This window comes from Tahibacter aquaticus (assembly GCF_004363655.1).
GTDB classification, from domain to species: Bacteria; Pseudomonadota; Gammaproteobacteria; order Xanthomonadales; family Rhodanobacteraceae; genus Tahibacter; species Tahibacter aquaticus.
Window position 1 is genome coordinate 97,844 of record NZ_SNZH01000016.1, and the last position, 16,576, is coordinate 114,419.

16 protein-coding genes and 1 tRNA gene are annotated in these 16,576 nt (G+C 65.2%); 13 read left to right on the forward strand and 4 right to left on the reverse strand.

Going from position 1 to position 16,576, the window contains the following annotated elements; all coding sequences use genetic code 11:
- Positions 1-46 precede the first annotated feature (46 nt).
- From rlmD to DFR29_RS22405, 6 genes are all read left to right on the forward strand, one after another.
- Entirely contained in the window at positions 47-1,351 is a 1,305-nt protein-coding gene (gene rlmD, locus DFR29_RS22380) for a 23S rRNA (uracil(1939)-C(5))-methyltransferase RlmD (protein WP_133820863.1), read from the forward strand.
- Between the two features lie 17 nt (positions 1,352-1,368).
- Entirely contained in the window at positions 1,369-1,881 is a 513-nt protein-coding gene (locus DFR29_RS22385) for a CYTH domain-containing protein (protein WP_133820864.1), read from the forward strand.
- Positions 1,881-2,888 (forward strand): beta-N-acetylhexosaminidase, encoded by a 1,008-nt coding sequence (gene nagZ, locus DFR29_RS22390; protein WP_133820865.1) that lies wholly within the window; start codon positions 1,881-1,883, stop codon positions 2,886-2,888. The genes DFR29_RS22385 and nagZ overlap by 1 nt, the downstream gene beginning before the upstream one ends.
- An 8-nt stretch (positions 2,889-2,896) precedes the next feature.
- Positions 2,897-3,436, forward strand: a complete 540-nt coding sequence (locus tag DFR29_RS22395) for a hypoxanthine-guanine phosphoribosyltransferase (RefSeq protein WP_133820866.1) — start codon at positions 2,897-2,899, stop codon at positions 3,434-3,436.
- 9 nt (positions 3,437-3,445) lie between these two features.
- Positions 3,446-4,189 (forward strand): S-methyl-5'-thioinosine phosphorylase, encoded by a 744-nt coding sequence (locus DFR29_RS22400; RefSeq protein ID WP_133820867.1) that lies wholly within the window; start codon positions 3,446-3,448, stop codon positions 4,187-4,189.
- Between the two features lie 402 nt (positions 4,190-4,591).
- Complete coding sequence (locus DFR29_RS22405) at positions 4,592-4,798, forward strand: cold-shock protein (RefSeq protein WP_133820868.1); 207 nt, start codon at positions 4,592-4,594, stop codon at positions 4,796-4,798.
- A 195-nt stretch (positions 4,799-4,993) separates the two neighbouring features.
- On the opposite strand, the gene DFR29_RS22410 is transcribed toward DFR29_RS22405, so the two are convergent.
- Positions 4,994-6,043, reverse strand: coding sequence for a type 1 glutamine amidotransferase domain-containing protein (locus DFR29_RS22410; protein ID WP_133820869.1), 1,050 nt, complete (start codon positions 6,041-6,043; stop codon positions 4,994-4,996).
- A 72-nt stretch (positions 6,044-6,115) separates the two neighbouring features.
- Entirely contained in the window at positions 6,116-6,622 is a 507-nt protein-coding gene (locus tag DFR29_RS22415; RefSeq protein WP_133820870.1) for a methylated-DNA--[protein]-cysteine S-methyltransferase, read from the reverse strand.
- A 345-nt stretch (positions 6,623-6,967) separates the two neighbouring features.
- Here DFR29_RS22415 and DFR29_RS22420 point away from each other — a divergent pair, with 345 nt between their 5' ends.
- Genes DFR29_RS22420 through DFR29_RS22430 form a run of 3 tightly spaced genes read left to right on the forward strand, consistent with a single transcriptional unit; the run spans position 6,968 to position 9,960 of the window.
- Positions 6,968-8,287, forward strand: coding sequence for an alpha/beta hydrolase (locus DFR29_RS22420; RefSeq protein WP_133820871.1), 1,320 nt, complete (start codon positions 6,968-6,970; stop codon positions 8,285-8,287).
- Between the two features lie 9 nt (positions 8,288-8,296).
- Positions 8,297-8,557 (forward strand): hypothetical protein, encoded by a 261-nt coding sequence (locus DFR29_RS22425; protein WP_133820872.1) that lies wholly within the window; start codon positions 8,297-8,299, stop codon positions 8,555-8,557.
- The gene (locus tag DFR29_RS22430) at positions 8,554-9,960 is read left to right on the forward strand and encodes a hypothetical protein (RefSeq protein ID WP_133820873.1); all 1,407 of its coding nucleotides are present in this window, start codon (positions 8,554-8,556) and stop codon (positions 9,958-9,960) included. Before DFR29_RS22425 ends, DFR29_RS22430 begins: the two co-directional genes overlap by 4 nt.
- A gap of 93 nt (positions 9,961-10,053) precedes the next feature.
- Here the strand turns inward: DFR29_RS22430 and DFR29_RS22435 are convergent.
- Positions 10,054-10,130 (reverse strand) — tRNA-Pro (locus DFR29_RS22435).
- Positions 10,131-10,213: 83 nt separating this feature from the next.
- Here DFR29_RS22435 and DFR29_RS22440 point away from each other — a divergent pair.
- The 4 genes from DFR29_RS22440 to DFR29_RS22455 all read left to right on the forward strand — a co-directional run bounded on the left by DFR29_RS22440 (position 10,214) and on the right by DFR29_RS22455 (position 14,537).
- Positions 10,214-11,470: an NAD(P)/FAD-dependent oxidoreductase gene (locus DFR29_RS22440; protein WP_133820874.1), complete on the forward strand. Its 1,257-nt coding sequence runs from the start codon at positions 10,214-10,216 to the stop codon at positions 11,468-11,470.
- A gap of 10 nt (positions 11,471-11,480) precedes the next feature.
- Positions 11,481-13,277: a CocE/NonD family hydrolase gene (locus tag DFR29_RS22445; RefSeq protein WP_166654273.1), complete on the forward strand. Its 1,797-nt coding sequence runs from the start codon at positions 11,481-11,483 to the stop codon at positions 13,275-13,277.
- A 17-nt stretch (positions 13,278-13,294) separates the two neighbouring features.
- Positions 13,295-14,074: an N-formylglutamate deformylase gene (gene hutG / locus DFR29_RS22450; RefSeq protein WP_133820876.1), complete on the forward strand. Its 780-nt coding sequence runs from the start codon at positions 13,295-13,297 to the stop codon at positions 14,072-14,074.
- Positions 14,075-14,300: 226 nt separating this feature from the next.
- A complete protein-coding gene (locus DFR29_RS22455; RefSeq protein WP_133820877.1) occupies positions 14,301-14,537 on the forward strand; it encodes a hypothetical protein in 237 nt (78 codons plus the stop codon).
- Between the two features lie 84 nt (positions 14,538-14,621).
- Here the strand turns inward: DFR29_RS22455 and parE are convergent, their stop codons facing one another.
- Positions 14,622-16,511 carry a DNA topoisomerase IV subunit B gene (parE, locus tag DFR29_RS22460; protein ID WP_133820878.1) on the reverse strand — a complete coding sequence of 630 codons (1,890 nt, stop codon included), beginning with the start codon at positions 16,509-16,511 and terminating at the stop codon, positions 14,622-14,624.
- Positions 16,512-16,576 lie beyond the last annotated feature (65 nt).

The window sequence follows — 16,576 nt, forward strand, 5'->3', positions numbered from 1 at the left end:
ATGGAGTTCTGGCGCCTGGGATGCACGCATCCCGGGCGCTGTTGTCATGAAAGCCCCGATTGCCCTGGAACTGGATATCACCAACCTGTCCCACGACGGACGCGGCGTCGCCCATCACGAAGGCAAGGCCATATTCGTGCGCGGCGCCCTTATCGGCGAACGCGTCGTCGCGCACATCGTGCAGCGCCACCGCCACTACGACGACGCCCAGGTCGACACCTTGCTGAGCCGTTCGCCCGACCGCGTCGATCCACTTTGTGAACATTTCGGCATTTGCGGCGGCTGCGCACTGCAGCATCTGGCGCCGGCAGCGCAGATCGCCGCCAAGCAGCGCGTGCTGGCGGAGAATTTCGACCGCATAGGCCATGTCGAACCCAAGCGCTGGCTGGCGCCGCTGACCTCGGCCGTCTGGGGCTATCGGCGCAAGGGCCGCCTGTCGGTGAAATACGTCGAGAAGAAAGGCAAGGCACTGGTCGGGTTTCGCGAGGAAAATGGCCGCTACGTGGCCGACATCAAGCGCTGCGAAGTGCTGGCTCCGGCGGTTGGCCTGCGCATCGAGGCGCTGGCGCAACTGGTCGGCAGCCTGCAGGCCGTGCGCGAAATTCCCCAGATCGAGATCGCCGCGGGCGACGACACCACTGCACTGATCTTCCGCCACCTGCAGCCCTTGAGCGAAGGCGACCGCGCAGCGCTGGTTGCCTTCGCCCAGGCGCACGGCCTGGCCGTCTACCTGCAGCCGGGCGGCAACGACAGCGTGCATCCGCTGTGGCCGGACAACCCGCGCCTGGCATTCCGCATCGCCAGCGCCGACGTGGAACTGGAATTCCGCCCCATGGATTTCATCCAGGTCAATTCGGCCATGAACGAGGCCATGATCGGCCATGCCCTGGGCCTGCTCGACCCGCAGCCGGACGAGCGCGTACTCGACCTGTTCTGCGGCCTGGGCAATTTCACCTTCCCGCTGGCGCGGCGCAGCGCCCATGTGGTTGGCGTGGAAGGCGAGCATGGCCTGGTCCAGCGCGCCAAGGAAAACGCCGCGCGCAACGGTATTGCCAATGTGGAATACCACGTTGCCAACCTGCTCGACGACCAGCGCGACACGCCGTGGGCGCGGCAGCGCTTCGACAAGATCCTGCTCGACCCGCCGCGCTCGGGTGCAGCCGCCGTATTCGACTATCTGCCAAAGAAAGGCACCGACCGACTCGTCTACGTGTCCTGCCATCCGGCCACGCTGGCGCGCGATGCGGGCATCCTGGTCGACAAGCACGGCTTCAAGCTCAAGGCCGCGGGCGTGATGGACATGTTCCCGCATACCGCACACGTGGAATCGATCGCATTGTTCGAGCGCTGAGCGCCGGAGAGAACCGCATGGGCATGGAAATCGAACGCAAATTCCTGCTGGCTTCGGATACCTGGCGCAGCCAGGTAAGCCGCTCGCAGCGTCTGGTGCAGGGCTATCTGGTCAGCGCCCACCTGGTCACCAGCGGTGCCTCCAAAAGCTCGGTGCGCGTGCGCATTGGCGGCGAGCAGGCCTGGCTCAATATAAAATCTTCCACATTGGGCGTGGCGCGACAGGAATACGAATACGAAGTGCCGCTGGCCGACGCGGAAGCCATGCTGGCGCGCCTGTGCGACGGCGTGGTGGAAAAGATCCGCCACTATGTCGCCCACGCCAACCACGAGTTCGAGATCGACGAATTCTTCGGTGCCAACGACGGCCTGGTCGTGGCCGAGCTGGAACTCGACAGCGTCGACGAGGCCTACGAGCGGCCCGACTGGCTCGGTGCGGAAGTCAGCGAATTGCCACGCTATTACAATCTGAATCTGATCGCATATCCGTATTCGGCCTGGACGGCGGCCGAGCGGGAAGGACAGGGCTGATGCTGGTCATAGGAATTGCTGCCAAGGAACTGTCGGCGACCGAGCGCGCCTGGATTGCCGCGCCCGAAGTCAGCGGCGTCATCCTGTTCAGCCGCAACTTTGCCTCGCGCGAGCAGGTCACCGCGCTGATCGATGATATACGTGCCGTTCGCGACGACGATTTCGTGCTTTGCGTCGACCAGGAAGGCGGCCCGGTGCAGCGTTTCCGCGAAGGCTTCACGCGGCTGCCGGCGCTGGCGCGCCTGGGCGAGATCTACGATGCCGATCCGGCCCGCGCCATTGCCCTGGCCGAAGAACATGCCTGGGTCATGGCGAGCGAGATGCGCGCGCTGGACATCGACATCAGCTTTGCACCGGTGATCGACCTCAAGCGCGGCAACCGTGCCATCGGCGAGCGCGCCTTCCACACCGAGCCCGCCGTTGTCGCCGTGCTGGGACAGGCCTATCTGCGCGGCATGCACCTGGGCGGCATGGCTGCCACCCTGAAGCACTTTCCTGGCCACGGCTCGGTGCTGGAAGACACCCATTTCGATGCGGCTGTCGACAGCCGCAGCCTGGACGAACTGCGCGCGACCGACCTGGCCGTCTTCGCCGACGGCATCGACGCCGGCGCCGAGGCAGTGATGCTGGCGCACGTAACCTATCCCGCCGTGGATGCGTCGCCGGCCGGTTATTCGCGCACCTGGATACAGCAGATCCTGCGCGAAGAAATGGGTTTCCGCGGCGTGGTCTTTTCCGACGACATCGGCATGGCCGCGGCCGAATCCGCCGGCGGCATTGCCGCACGCATCGCCGCGCACCTGGATGCAGGCTGCGACCTGGTATTGGTCTGCAGTCCTGCCCTGGTCGCTGATTCCATCGTCGCCGTGCGTGGGCGTCCGCCCTGCGCGGTGGAAAAACGTGCCGCCTTGCGCGGCATGGTCGCTTCGACCTGGCAGTCCCTGGTCGACAACCCGCAACGAACCCGCTTCATCGAGCGCCTTGCCGCGCTCGGTGTACCTGCCTGAGTGAACCCATGAACCGACCCAGCCTGTCCGAGGCACTGAAAAGCGCCGACCTGATTCACGACCAGCCCGTGCTGGACGCCGCCGTTGTCCAGATGGGGGCGCAGATCGACACGGCCATTGCCGGCGAACATCCGGTCTTCATCACCGTGATGCATGGCGGCATGCTGTTCGCGGCCAAGCTGGCTCTGGCCATGAAGACCGACATGGAGTTCGACTACATCCATGCCACCCGCTATCGCGGTGCCACCAGCGGTTCCGAGCTGCATTGGATGCGCCAGCCCGCGGCGGTACTGGCCGACCGCACCATCGTGCTGGCCGACGATATCCTCGACGAAGGCAAGACGCTCAAGGCCATACGCGATTTCTGCATGGACCGCGGCGCGCGGCGCGTGCTGGTGGCTGTGCTGTGTGAAAAGCGTCACGGCCGCTGCGTGCCCGGCATTGCGGCCGACTACGTCGGCGTCGAAGTGCCCGACCGCTACGTGTTCGGCCACGGCATGGACTACTACGAACAGGGCCGCAACCTGCCCGCCATCTACGCAATCTGAGGACAGCACATGGCACTGGACCTGGCCATCATCGGCGGCACCGGTTTGTATCAGTTTCCCGGTTTGGAAAAAGTGGAACGCAAGACGGTGGAAACGCCGTTCGGCGCCACGTCTGCGCCCGTGGTCTGCGGCGAACTTGCTGGCCGCAGCGTCGCCTTCCTTGCCCGCCATGGCGAAGGCCATAGCGTGCCGCCGCATCGGGTCAACTACCGCGCGAATATCTGGGCGCTGCACAGCCTGGGCGCCCGCCGCGTGATCGGCGTCAACGCGGTCGGCGGCATCCGCGATGACATGGGCCCGCGCGTCGTTGCCGTGCCCGACCAGCTCATCGACTACACGCACGGCCGCTTTACCAGCTTCTGCGATGCCGACGGCGCAGAGGTCAGGCACATCGACTTCAGCGAGCCGTATACCGCCAGCCTGCGCGAGGCGGTGCTGGCCGCGGCGGGCAGGGCCGGCGTCGCCGTCGTCGACGGTGGCTGCTACGGCGCCACCCAGGGCCCGCGCCTGGAAACCCGCGCCGAAATCGCCCGCCTGCGCCGCGACGGCTGCGACCTGGTGGGCATGACCGGCATGCCCGAAGCTGCGCTCGCGCGCGAGCTGGAACTGGACTACGCCTGCATCGCCCTGATCGCGAACTGGGCTGCCGGCTGTGGCGACGAGGCAGAAATCAGCCTGGAGGAAATCTTCGCCAACCTGCGCGAAGCCACCGCCGTCGTACCGGTGTTGATCGCAGCCTTGTTGGCGGCATAAATCGCCTCGCCATTGCCTTGTTCGTCGCTGTCACAGCGGGCGGCGAACGCTTCTCCCCGCGGCGATCAGTCCGTGGGCGGGGGACGCAATGTTCCGTTGTTCACCTTGTATTGGCGTTCCTGTCCCGGATCGACCGGGTTGCCGGCTGCTCTGCCGGTAAAAAGCAGAGCCCGGCACGGCGGTGTACTGCACGTCTTCAAAGATGAACAAGCGCGGCGGCTTGCCGCGGTATTTGGCGCTGTCAGAGCCGTGGTCCGGTAGCAGGCTGTGACGCGGCTCACGCCGAGGCGCCGGCCCGCGCTCGCACTTTCAATGTGGCTGAGTATACTCGTACACGCGCGGCGCACGGACTCGGGGGAGAAGTCAGCCTCGCATTTCGTCCAGTCATGTTGAGGGGAAGTCATGCAGATCGGTACGGTAAAGTGGTTCAACGACGCCAAGGGTTTCGGCTTCATCGCACCCGAGGGCGGTGGCTCCGATGTCTTCGTTCACTTCTCGGCCATCGCCGCGAAGGGCTTCCGCACCCTGCAGGAAGGCCAGCGCGTCAGCTTCACGGTCAGCCAGGGCCCCAAGGGCGCCCAGGCATCGGCGGTGCAGCCGGTGCAGTAATCGAAGGTGGTCGTTGCTGACCGAAAGGCCCCGCCCTGCGGGGCCTTTTCATTGGGAGTCAATCGATGCCCGCGGTGGCTTGCGTCTTGCTGCTAAAAAATGACAACAAATAACTATCTGTAATTTCTTCAGCCAGCGCAGCACGGGATGCTGCTGCCCAGGAAGGGCGGGGCAGCAGCGATAGCCCGCGGCGACTCAAGCCCTGGCCAGCTTTTGCAGCCGGTAGGCATGCATAGGCTCCCACCGCATCGCCGCCACCAGCGCATGCATCAGCAGCAGGCGCTTGTCGCTGCGCGGCAGTTCGCGTTTCTGTGCCAGTGCGGCGGCCAGGCCGCTGCCATGGTACGTGGCGAGCAGGCGCACGCTGTATTCCTCGGCTGTCAGCGTTCGCGCCACCGGCTCGTGGCCAAGCGCACGGACCATCGCCTCGGCCACGCCCCAGCTGGACCAGGGGTTCTGTCCGGTGATGAGCCGGCCGTCGCTGACCGTATTTTCCAGGTACATCGGTGCCTCGACGAAGACGGCGCCTTGTGCGGCCAGTGCCTCCTGCAGCAGAAAGGGAAAATGTGCGCGTGCGTCTTCGATCAGGAACAGCTCTTCGGCGTTACTGAAGGCGGTAAGGCGACGCCCCTGCAGCAGCGGTCGCCCGTCTGCAGCCGTCATATCGAGCAGGGCTGCCGGACCATGGCAGACGGCACCGACAGCACCGCGCGGCAGCAGCTCGCGTACGATGCGCTGAATATCTGCATTGCCGACGAAGTCGAACATGGCGCCCTTGCCGCCGACGAAATAGACCGCCGCATAGCGCGCAGGATCGATCCGCGCCAGCGGCAGCGTAGCGGCCAGTTTCACCCGCGCATCGGCGTCGTTGAGAAAAGCGTAGTCGGCGTCGACGAGATCGTCGTCCTTTACCATGGGCGGCTCACCGCCGCGGGGGCTGGCGATATCGACCTCGTAGCCGTTGGCCAGGAACACCCAGTAGGCGCGCGACAGCTCGGTCAGCTCGTAGCCGGCCTTGCGCCGGCCGTTGTCGAAGTGCGCCGTGCTGGTGACGACGGCCAGTATGCGTCCGCGCGTCGGCGGGATGCGGCGCTGCAGAAACTCCAGGTCGGCGGCGACACTGGCGGTATTCGCTACGGGTTCGCGCTGCAGCGCCAGGCTGTCGACATAGGCCCAGCCGGCGAGGGCGAGCAGCACTACCGCACCCAGCAGCGCGATGGCGGCGGCTCGTATCTTTTTCCACATGTCGGTCTCCGGTGCGCTACCGTTTGGCAGCGGCTTCCGGAGCAAGGCTAGGATCGCCGCGTGAAACGAAACTCAAATGGGTAGGGTGGCGTTCGTGCCTGCCACACCTTCCAGCGCCAGCAAATGCGCCTTGGCCGCCAGTCCGCCGGCAAAGCCGGTCAGCTTGCCGTCGCTACCGAGTACGCGGTGACAGGGCGCGATGATCGAGATCGGATTGCGTCCGTTGGCGGCGCCGACGGCGCGCGAGGCGGTTGGGCGGCCGAGTTGCCGTGCGATCTGGGCATAGCTGCGCGTCTCGCCCCAGGGAATATCCAGCAAAGCCTGCCAGACGCTTTTCTGGAATGCCGTGCCGTGGAAATCCAGCAGCAGCGAGAACTGCTGCAGCTTGCCGTCGAAGTAGCGCGTGAGCTGGCGCTCGGTCTCGATCAGGACCGGATGTGCGGCATTTTCCACAAACGGCCCCAGTCGCACACGGCTGCCGTCCTCGTTTTCCCAAAGCACGGCGGCGAGTCCTTGTGCGCTGGCGATCAGCTGCAGAAGGCCGACGGGAGAGGGCATGCTCTTGATGAAAAAGGTCAAGGCGTAGTCCTGCCGAATGGAAGCATGCATTTCACCCGGGCCAGGCTGTGACTGGACGACGTGGTACCTCGCCCAGGCCCAAGCCCGGTCCCTGGCCGTCGATGGTGGCAGAAAGGGGCTGGTGTCCGGTAGTCGGGTTGACGGCTGCCTCGGACAGCCTCATCGTCGGCGCAATACCTCCACAATGGGATTTGCCTGCAGCCTGCTGCAGGTCTCTGCGATGAGAGAAAGATCCCACTGGCGCCACTAGCCAGTGCGGCCAAGCAACCCTTGCTGCCGGCTGCGTGAAGAATGCCGGACAGATGGCAGTTGCCGTTTTTTTGCTGCTCACGTCAGGAGATTGCGATGCCTTCGATGGTTCCCGTCGGTCCGTTCAAGACCAGGAAAACGGCGGAGGGTCTGCCGTTTCCTTACTACATCATCCCCTTCGACAAGCAGGGGCGTTGCGAGGGGCCGGCCACGCGCCGGCACTTGCTGGACAACCTGGCCGGCTTCAGCGACATCTTTCTGTTTTCCCACGGCTGGAACAATGACTGGGCTGCGGCGACTGCGCGCTACGAGAGCTTTATCGACGGATATACCGCGCAGCGGACGGCACTGGGCCTCGCGGTACCGGCGGACTACCGGCCGCTGCTGGTCGGCGTTTTCTGGCCCAGCCAGACCATGGCCTGGTTCGACAGCGAAACCGGGCCGGGCTTTGCCGGCACCGGGCCGGAGGATGTGGAAAGCGGCCGGCAACTGGCGGCAGACATCGCCTCGTCGCTGCCCGACGACGAGCACCAGCGGTTCCTCGAACTCGTCCAGGCCGAGGCCCTGTCGCCCGCACAGGCGCGCGATCTGGCGGCACTGCTGGCATCCCTCGCCCGGGGCGACGACGAAGGTGTCAGTCGCGACGGCCCTGACGCCGACGATCTGCTCGCCGCCGCAGCGGCTTTGGCGCCGCCGCCGCCGGATTTCGACGACGTTGACGCGATGGCATCGGCGCCTGGCAGCACGCCGGCGGCAGCCGGTCTAGGCGACATCCTCGGCAAACTCGATCCGCGCAATCTGATCAAACCCTTCACCGTCTGGCAGATGAAGGACCGCGCCGGCGTCGTCGGCAGCCGAGGCGTGTCGGCCTTGCTGCACGAATTGCTGCAACGCTCGCCGGCGCGCATCCATCTGCTCGGCCATTCGTTCGGCTGCAAGGTCGTCATGTCGGCGACGGCTGCCTTGCCCTCGCTACCGCGCAAGATCCATTCGGCCTTGTTGCTGCAGCCGGCCATTTCGCAATACGCGTTTGCGGCCGTTGTGCCGGAAAGCGGCCTGCCGGGCGGTTATCTGAAGAATCTCGCCTGCATAGAGCGGCCGGTCGCCGCTACGTTCAGTGCTCACGACGCCGCCCTGACAAAGACCTTTCACCTCGCCCTGCGGCGCAAGAGCGACCTCGGCGAGCAGCCCGAGGCTGCGGGAAGTTCGCCGAGCAAGTACGGCGCGCTCGGCGGATTCGGTCCGCAGGACTCGGCGGCGACCATCGTCGAGATCAAGGAGCCCGGCGAGGCGTATGCACTCGGTGCTGGCAATGCGATTGTCGGCATTCGCGGTACGCGCCGCATCAGCGGTCACGGCGATATCAGCACCCCGGCGACCTGGTGGCTGGCGTATAGCCTTGCGTCGGGCCGCTGAGCCAGGGGCATGACCGAGCGACTGCGGTCTGCGAACGACATTGTCACGCTACAGGTCGAGCTGGCTGCTGCGGACAAGATAACCACTACATTGAAATTACCGGACAAAGGGAAATTGGAAAATCAGTCTGTTTTTGAGGACGATGTGGCCGAATTCGGGCTGGCTGTAACAGGCCGCAGCATGGCGGCATCGGGGAAGACAGCCCAGGTTGGCCTGCTGTCGGCATCGCGCGCGCCTGTGGCCCGACAGCGACGGACGCTTCGATCATGACGATAGAGACTGAGCTGGGCGCGCTGCTGCGCACGAATGCCTGGTGCGGCGACGCCGAAGCGGTCGGTACGTATTCGCGGGAAGCAATGGCGTGGGCATTGCGCGGCGCAATCGTCCGCGCGCGCGAGCTGGCTCCGGAGGCCGCCTCAGCACCGGCGCTGGATCTGGCCGACTGGCGCAGCGACCGCGTCGGCTGGGGCGTGGTTCTGCCCGATCGCGACGGCCTGTCGGACGCGGACAAGGCCGCGGCGGTCGATGCGCCGGCGGCAATCCGGCGCCTGATCGCCGCGCGCGGCAATGCGCCGGTATTCCGCTACAAAAAAGAACACGCCCGTGACGGTTTCCTGCTGCGCCACTTTGCCCACCGCGCGCCCGCACGCTTGCGCGCCAGCGGTCAGCGTGGCGTGCGCGGCGATGCGGCCGTGCCGCGCTATCTGCTGATTGTCGGCTCGCCCGGCGAAATTCCCTGGAGTTTCCAGTACCGCCTGCAGACCGACGCTTTCGTTGGCCGGCTGGATCTGGACGAGGAAGGTCTCGAACGTTATGTCGATGCACTGTCGAGCGGCTGGCACGGCAGCCGGCGCAGCGCCGACAAGCCGCTGCTCTGGTCGGTGGATCACGGTCATCCGGATATCACCTACCTGATGCGCAAGACCATCGCGGAAAAACTGCAGGAAGCCTTCGTTCAATCCGGCTTCGACGCGCAGCTGCTGACCGACGCCCAGGCGACGCACGCGCAATTGAACGCGGCGCTGGCTGAGCGCCAGCCCGCGTTCGTACTCAGCACCAGTCACGGGGCCACTTTCCCGCTGGACGATGCGGCGAAGCTGCGCGCGCAACTCGGCCTGCTGGTCGACCGCGACCACGCGCTGCTCGACATCGATGCACTGCTGCAGCAATGGCAGCCGGCCGGCGCGATCTGGTACGCGCATGCCTGCTGCTCGGCTGGTGCCGACAAGCCGTCGACCTTCCAGAAACTGGTGGATGCGTCCTCGTCGCTGGGCCGCATGCTCGGCGCCGTCGCACAGATCGGCCCGTGTACTGCAGCACTGCCGCGCGCGCTGCTTGGCGCGGCGCAGCCCTTGGCTGCCTTCATCGGCCACGTCGAACCGACCTTCGACTGGACCTTGCGCGATCCCGACAATGGCCAGCGCATGACCGACGCGCTGATCATCGACACCTTGTTCACTTCGCTACATGCGGCCAGGCGCACGCCGGTCGGCATGGCCATGGACGGCTACTACGACGCCGTCGCCGGGTTGCTGCTCGACCATATCGATGCGGTGGAGGCCTTCAATAACCACGAGGCCGGCGCCGAGGTGCGCGCGATGAAGGCGAAACTGATGGCGATGGATCGGCTGGGGATGGTGATACTGGGTGATCCGACGGTGGCGATGCCGTAGGCGAGGTCGCTTTCGCTATGCGCGCGTTCGGCGGATGTTGGCGCGACAACGAAAAAAGCCTGCGTCAGCAGGCTTTTTTCGTACCAAAGATTTTGGTCGGGGAGACAGGATTTGAACCTGCGACTTCTACGTCCCGAACGTAGCGCTCTACCAGGCTGAGCTACACCCCGAGGGAGCTGCGCATCTTAATGACCGATCGGTGACTTGGCAATACCCGCCTGCCAATTTCCGATGAACTCGTTAGGATTCGGGGATGACCGAAAACAGAGCGGATGTACTGATTCTGGGCGGCGGTGTCGTCGGCCTGTCCTGTGCCTGGTTCCTGCTGCAGCAGGGGCGGCGCGTCACCGTGCTGGAGCGCGGCCGCGTCGGCGGCGGCGCTTCCCACGGCAATTGCGGCACGCTGACGCCGAGTCACTCTGCACCACTGGCCATGCCCGGCATGGTAGTCAAGGCCCTGCGCATGATGGGACGCAAGGATGCGCCGTTCCATGTCGCGCCACGGCTGGATCTGGAATTGCTGCACTGGATGACGCGCTTTGCCGCACGCTGCAACTGGACCGACTTCAATACGGCCAATCGCAGCAAGGCCGCCATCCTCACCCATTCGCGCGCGCTGATCGGCGAGCTGGTCGCGGCGCAGTCACTGCAGTGCGGGTTTGCCGAGCGCGGCACCTTGTATGTGTTTCGCCAGCAACAGGCGCTGGATGAGTTCGGCTGGCATGCGCGCAGCCTGCGCGAGGTGGGTATCGCGGTAGACGAGCTGGGCGGGGCCGAGCTGCGGGCGAAAGAACCCAGTCTGCGCGATACAGTGATCGGCGGCGTTTTCCATCCCGGCGATGCGCAACTGCGGCCGGACCGTTTCGTCGCTGAGCTGGCGCGCATCGTGCGTGCGGCCGGCGCGCGCATCGTCGACAACACGGCGGCCGAGGATTTTCTGCTCGAGGGCGATCGCATTGCCGCGGTGAAGACGGCCGCAGGCCAGGAACACGGCGACGAAGTGGTGCTGGCCCTGGGCGCCTGGTCACCGCAGCTGGGGCGGCGGCTGGAGCTGCGCATCCCGGTGCAGCCGGGCAAGGGGTATTCCATCACCTATGCGCGGCCGCAGCAGGCGCCGCGCATTCCGCTGATCCTCAAGGAAGACAGTGTCTGCGTCACCGCCTGGGACGACGGCTATCGCCTGGGCAGTACGATGGAATTCGCCGGTTACGACGAAACTCTCAATCGCCTGCGGCTGGACGCCTTGCGCCGCGGTGCCGCGCGCTATCTGCACGAGCCCGAAGGCCCCAGCGTGAGCGAAGAATGGTGGGGCTGGCGGCCGATGACCTGGGACGATCTGCCCATCCTCGGTCGCGCCGCGCGCTGGCGCAATCTCAGCCTGGCCACTGGCCATGGCATGCTCGGCGTGAGCATGTCGGCGGCGAGCGGCGAGCTGCTCGCCGAGATCCTCTGCGGCAAGGCGACCACGCTCGATGCCAGACCCTATAGTCCGCAACGCTTCCATCTCTGAGGGGATATACATGTATCGAAAGGGAATCGCAGGACTGCTGCTCGGCCTTGGCCTGGTCTTGAACGCGCAGGCACAGGCGCCGCGGGCCGCGCCTGCGGAAGCGGCCACGCCAGTGGATCTGCAGTGGGGCGTGCGCATTCCGATGCGCGACGGCGTCGAGCTGCAGGCCACGCTGTACCGCCCGCAAGGGCAGAAGGACGCGCTGCCCTGCGTGCTGACGCTGACGCCGTATATCGCGCAGAGCTACCATGATCGCGGCCGCTATTTTGCCGCTCACGGCTACGTGTTCGCCGCGGTCGACGCCCGCGGCCGCGGCAATTCCGCCGGACAGTTCACGCCGTTCCTGCAGGAAGCGCAGGACGGCCACGACATCGTCGAATGGCTGGCCAGGCAGAGCTACTGCAACGGCAAGATCACCATGTGGGGCGGTTCCTACGCCGGTTACGACCAGTGGGCGACGGCGAAGGAAAAGCCGGCGCATCTGGCCACCATTGTGCCGGTGGCGTCGGTCATGCCGGGGCTGGATTTCCCCATGCGCAACAATATTTTCTATCCCTACGACATGCGCTGGCTGACCCTGGTCAGCGGAAAGGCGGCACAGGACGATCTGTTCGGCGACGAAGCGATGTGGGGCCAGCTGTTCCGCAGCGCGCACGAAGCGCATGCACCGTTCAACACGCTTGATACGCGCTTCGGCAATCCGTCGGCGCATTTCCAGCAGTGGGTGGCCAATCCCCTGCAGAGCGAGTATTGGGACCGCCTCAGTCCGACCCAGGCGCAATACGCTGCACTGGATCTGCCGATTCTCAGCATCACCGGCCATTACGACGGCGACCAGCCCGGCGCGCTGGCTTTCTATGCCAACCATATGAAGTACGGCACTGCTGCCGCGCGCGACAGGCACTATCTGATCATCGGCCCATGGGACCATGCCAGCACGCGCACGCCGCGGGAAGAATACGCCGGCCTCAAATACGGCAGCGCGAGCATGCTGGACATGAATGCGCTGCACAAAGCCTGGTACGACTGGACGCTGAAAAACGGCCCCAAGCCCGAGTTTCTCAAGGCGCGTGTCGCCTACTACGTGACGGGCTCGAATGACTGGCGTTACGCCGATACGCTGGAAGCGATTACCGCCGAACAGCGGGCGTATTTCCTTGCGTCGGACAACGGCCGCGCCGGCGACGTGTATGCGTCGGGCCGCCTCGAAGCGGACCAGCGCGGCAAGCGCAGCGGCAGTGATCGCTACGTCTACGATCCGCTCGATGTCAGCGCCGTCGAAGGCGATGCCACGGACGAATCGGGCGCCGAGCTTACCGACCAGCGTCCGCTGTTGCGGCGCAACGGGAAGCAACTGGTCTACCACACCGCGCCGTTGGACAAGGACACCGATATCGCCGGCTTTTTCCGCTTCAGCGCCTGGCTCAAGCTGGACCAGCCCGATACGGATTTCAGCGTCGACATCTACGCCATCGCTCCCGACGGCAGCAGCCTGCTGCTCAGCAACGACGTGATGCGCGCGCGCTACCGTCAAAGCCTGCGCGAGGCCAGGCTGGTCAAGCCGGGCAAGGTGGAGCGCTACGATTTCGAGCGCTTCACCTTCGTGGCGCGCCAGCTCAAGCGCGGCAGCCGCCTGCGCCTGGTACTCGGCCCGATCAACAACCTGGGCATGCAGAAGAACTACAACAGCGGCGGCGTGGTGAATGCCGAGGGCGCCAAGGACGCGCGCACGGTCACGGTGGAGCTGCTGCACGATGCACAGCATCCCAGCGCGCTGTACGTGCCGATTGCCGTGCCCAAGCCGTGAATGCGGAAGCCGTGAATATGTCCACCTTCAGCTTGTACCCCGGCCGTGTGCCGCTGCTGGTCTCGCTGCCGCACGATGGCAGCGAGCTGCCGCCGGATATTGCCGCGCGCCTGACGCCGTCGGCACAGCGTGTACCCGATACCGATTGGCATGTGAGCAGGCTGTACGATTTCGCCCGCGAGCTTGGCGCGTCGGTCCTGGTGCCGCGGTATTCCCGTTACGTGGTCGATCTGAACCGGCCGCCCGACGATGTGTCGCTGTATCCGGGCCAGAACACGACCGGGCTTTGTCCCATTGTGCAATTCAGCGGCGAACCGGTGTACCTCGACGGCGCACAGCCGACAGCGGACGAGATTGCGGCGCGGGTGCAGACCTACTGGCAGCCTTACCACGCCGCCTTGCAGCAGGAACTCGCGCGGCTCAAGCGCGAGCACGGCCGCGCGGTGCTGTGGGAAGGGCATTCGATCCGTGCGGTCGTGCCGTTCCTGTTCGACGGTCGCCTGCCGGATTTCAATCTCGGCACCGCCGCCGGTGCCAGTTGCCGCCTGCGGCTGCAGGCGCGGCTGGTGGAAATCCTCGAGGCGCAGGGCGACTACAGCTATGTCGCCAACGGCCGCTTCAAGGGCGGCTATATCACGCGCCACTACGGCAAGCCGGAGCAGGGCATCGATGCGGTCCAGCTGGAACTGGCCCAGCTCAACTACATGGACGAAGACAGTTTCGACTACCGGCCCGAGCGCGCCGCCGGCACTGTCCGCCTGCTGCGGCAGCTATTGCAGGCGACCTTGGAAGTCTGAGGCTGGCGGAGTAGTGTGGGCGAGCCTGTCGGCGGGCCGGGAAACTTCTGGATTTGTCGGGTTCTGCGCCGATACGGCGCCTGCTTGTATCAGGCGGCGGCCAGACCCTGGCAACGAAGGGGCTTGGCGGGGCTGTGTGGAGCGAGGCAGCTGAGAGAAACGCCGTTCACGCGGCACGTGTTCAGGGCTTGACTGGGGTTGAATCGATCGTCACTGGGGGAAGATCATGCGTAGTGCCATCGTCATGGCTGCCATTGTATTTTGTGCGGCGTTGTGTACGCCGTCGGCGGCGGTTGCCGCGCCCGAACCGCAGTCGGGAAATTCCAGCCAGATGCCGGTAGGCATGGGGCGCAAGAAGCCACCGCCGCCGCAGGACCAGCCGCAGGAAGAACAGTCCAAGCAGGGCAATGCGGGGCAGCAGCAACCGCCGCCGCCGAAAAAGAAGAAAGACGACCGGCGCTAGCTGCAAAAGCTGCTTTTTCCATTCGGTGGTAAAAGCAGCTTTTGCGCGGATCTGCCTGCTGCAGGCGCCGGGCCGGCGGCTCGCTCAGACTTCCAGCGACGCCAGGTCGCCTTTCTCTTCCAGCCAGCTCTTGCGGTCGGAGGCGCGCTTCTTCGACAGCAGCATGTCCATGATCTTGCTGGTGCCGTCGTCCGGCTCCACGGTCAGCTGGACCAGGCGGCGCGTATCCGGATGCACCGCGGATTCGCGCAGCTGTGGCGGGTTCATTTCGCCGAGGCCCTTGAAGCGGGTGACCGAAATCTGGCCCTTCATCTTTTCCCGCTCGACGCGTTCGAGCAGGGTTCGCTTTTCGTCTTCGTCCAGGCAGTAGAAAACCTGCTTGCCCACGTCGACGCGGAACAGCGGCGGCATAGCCACGAAGATATGGCCTTGCCGTACCAGCGCCGGGAAATGCTTGAGGAACAGGGCGCAGAGCAGGGTGGCGATATGCAGGCCGTCGGAATCTGCATCGGCCAGCACGATGACCTTGCCGTAGCGCAGGCCGTCGATCTTGTCCACGCCGGGATCGCAGCCGATCGCCACGGCCAGGTCGTGCACTTCCTGCGAGGCCAGCACCGAGCCCGATTCCACTTCCCAGGTGTTCAATATCTTGCCGCGCAGCGGCAGGATGGCCTGGAAATCCTTGTCCCGCGCCTGCTTGGCCGAGCCGCCGGCGGAGTCGCCTTCGACCAGGAACAGCTCGGTACGGGAAAGATCGCTCGATGCGCAGTCGGCCAGCTTGCCCGGCAGCGCCGGACCCTGGGTGATCTTCTTGCGCACGATCTGCTTTTCGGCCTTCAGGCGTGCTGCGGCGCGCTCGATCGCCAGCTGGGCGATGCGTTCGCCCATTTCCACATGTTGATTCAGATACAACGAGAAACCGTCGTGGGCCACGCCTTCGACGAAGCCGGCGGCGTTGCGCGAGGACAGGCGTTCCTTGGTCTGGCCGGAGAACTGCGCATCCTGCAGCTTCAGCGACAGCACGAAGGACAGCCTGTCCCAGACGTCTTCCGGTGCCAGCTTGACGCCGCGTGGCAGCAGGTTGCGGAAATCGCAGAACTCCCGCAGTGCCTCGGTCAGGCCGGTGCGCAGGCCGTTGCAGTGCGTGCCGCCCTGGGCAGTGGGAATCAGGTTGACGTAGGACTCCTGCACCAGTTCGCCTTCGGGCACCCAGGCGATGGCGAATTCCACCGCTTCGGTCTCGCGCTTGAGTTCGTGTACGAACAGGTCGTTCGGCAGGTAGTCGTTCTGGCCGAGCATGGAACGCAGGTAATCCTGCAGGCCGTCCTCGTAATACCAGGTGTCCTTGTCGCCACTGGCTTCGTCGCTGAGGTGGACGGTCAGGCCCGAGCACAGCACGGCCTTGGCCTGCAGCACGTGCTTGAGGCGTGACAGCAGGATCTTCGGCGTATCGAAATATTTCGGATCGGGCCAGAAGCGCACGGTGGTGCCCGTCTGGCGCTTGGGCACGCTGCCGATCACTTCCAACGGGCTGGCGCGGTCGCCGTTGCGGAATTCCATGCGGTGCAGCTGCGCGTCGCGCTTGATGGTCACTTCCACTTTCGTGGACAGCGCGTTCACCACCGACACGCCGACGCCGTGCAGGCCGCCGGAAAACTGGTAGTTCTTGTTGGAGAATTTGCCGCCCGCATGCAGGCGAGTAAGGATGAGCTCGACACCCGGAATGCCTTCTTCCGGATGGATATCGACCGGCATGCCGCGGCCGTCGTCGCTGACGCTGACCGAGCCGTCTGTGTGTACCGTGACATCGATCGTCCTGGCATGTCCGGCCAGGGCTTCGTCGACGGAGTTGTCGATGACTTCCTGGGCGAGATGGTTGGGACGGGAGGTATCGGTATACATGCCCGGCCGGCGCTTGACCGGGTCCAGCCCCGACAGGACTTCAATATCGGCGGCGTTGTAACGACTGCTCATGTAGCTCACGCGGCAAACGGAAACCACCCATGTTGGCGGTTACGGCGGCGGCAATCAAGCCGCCG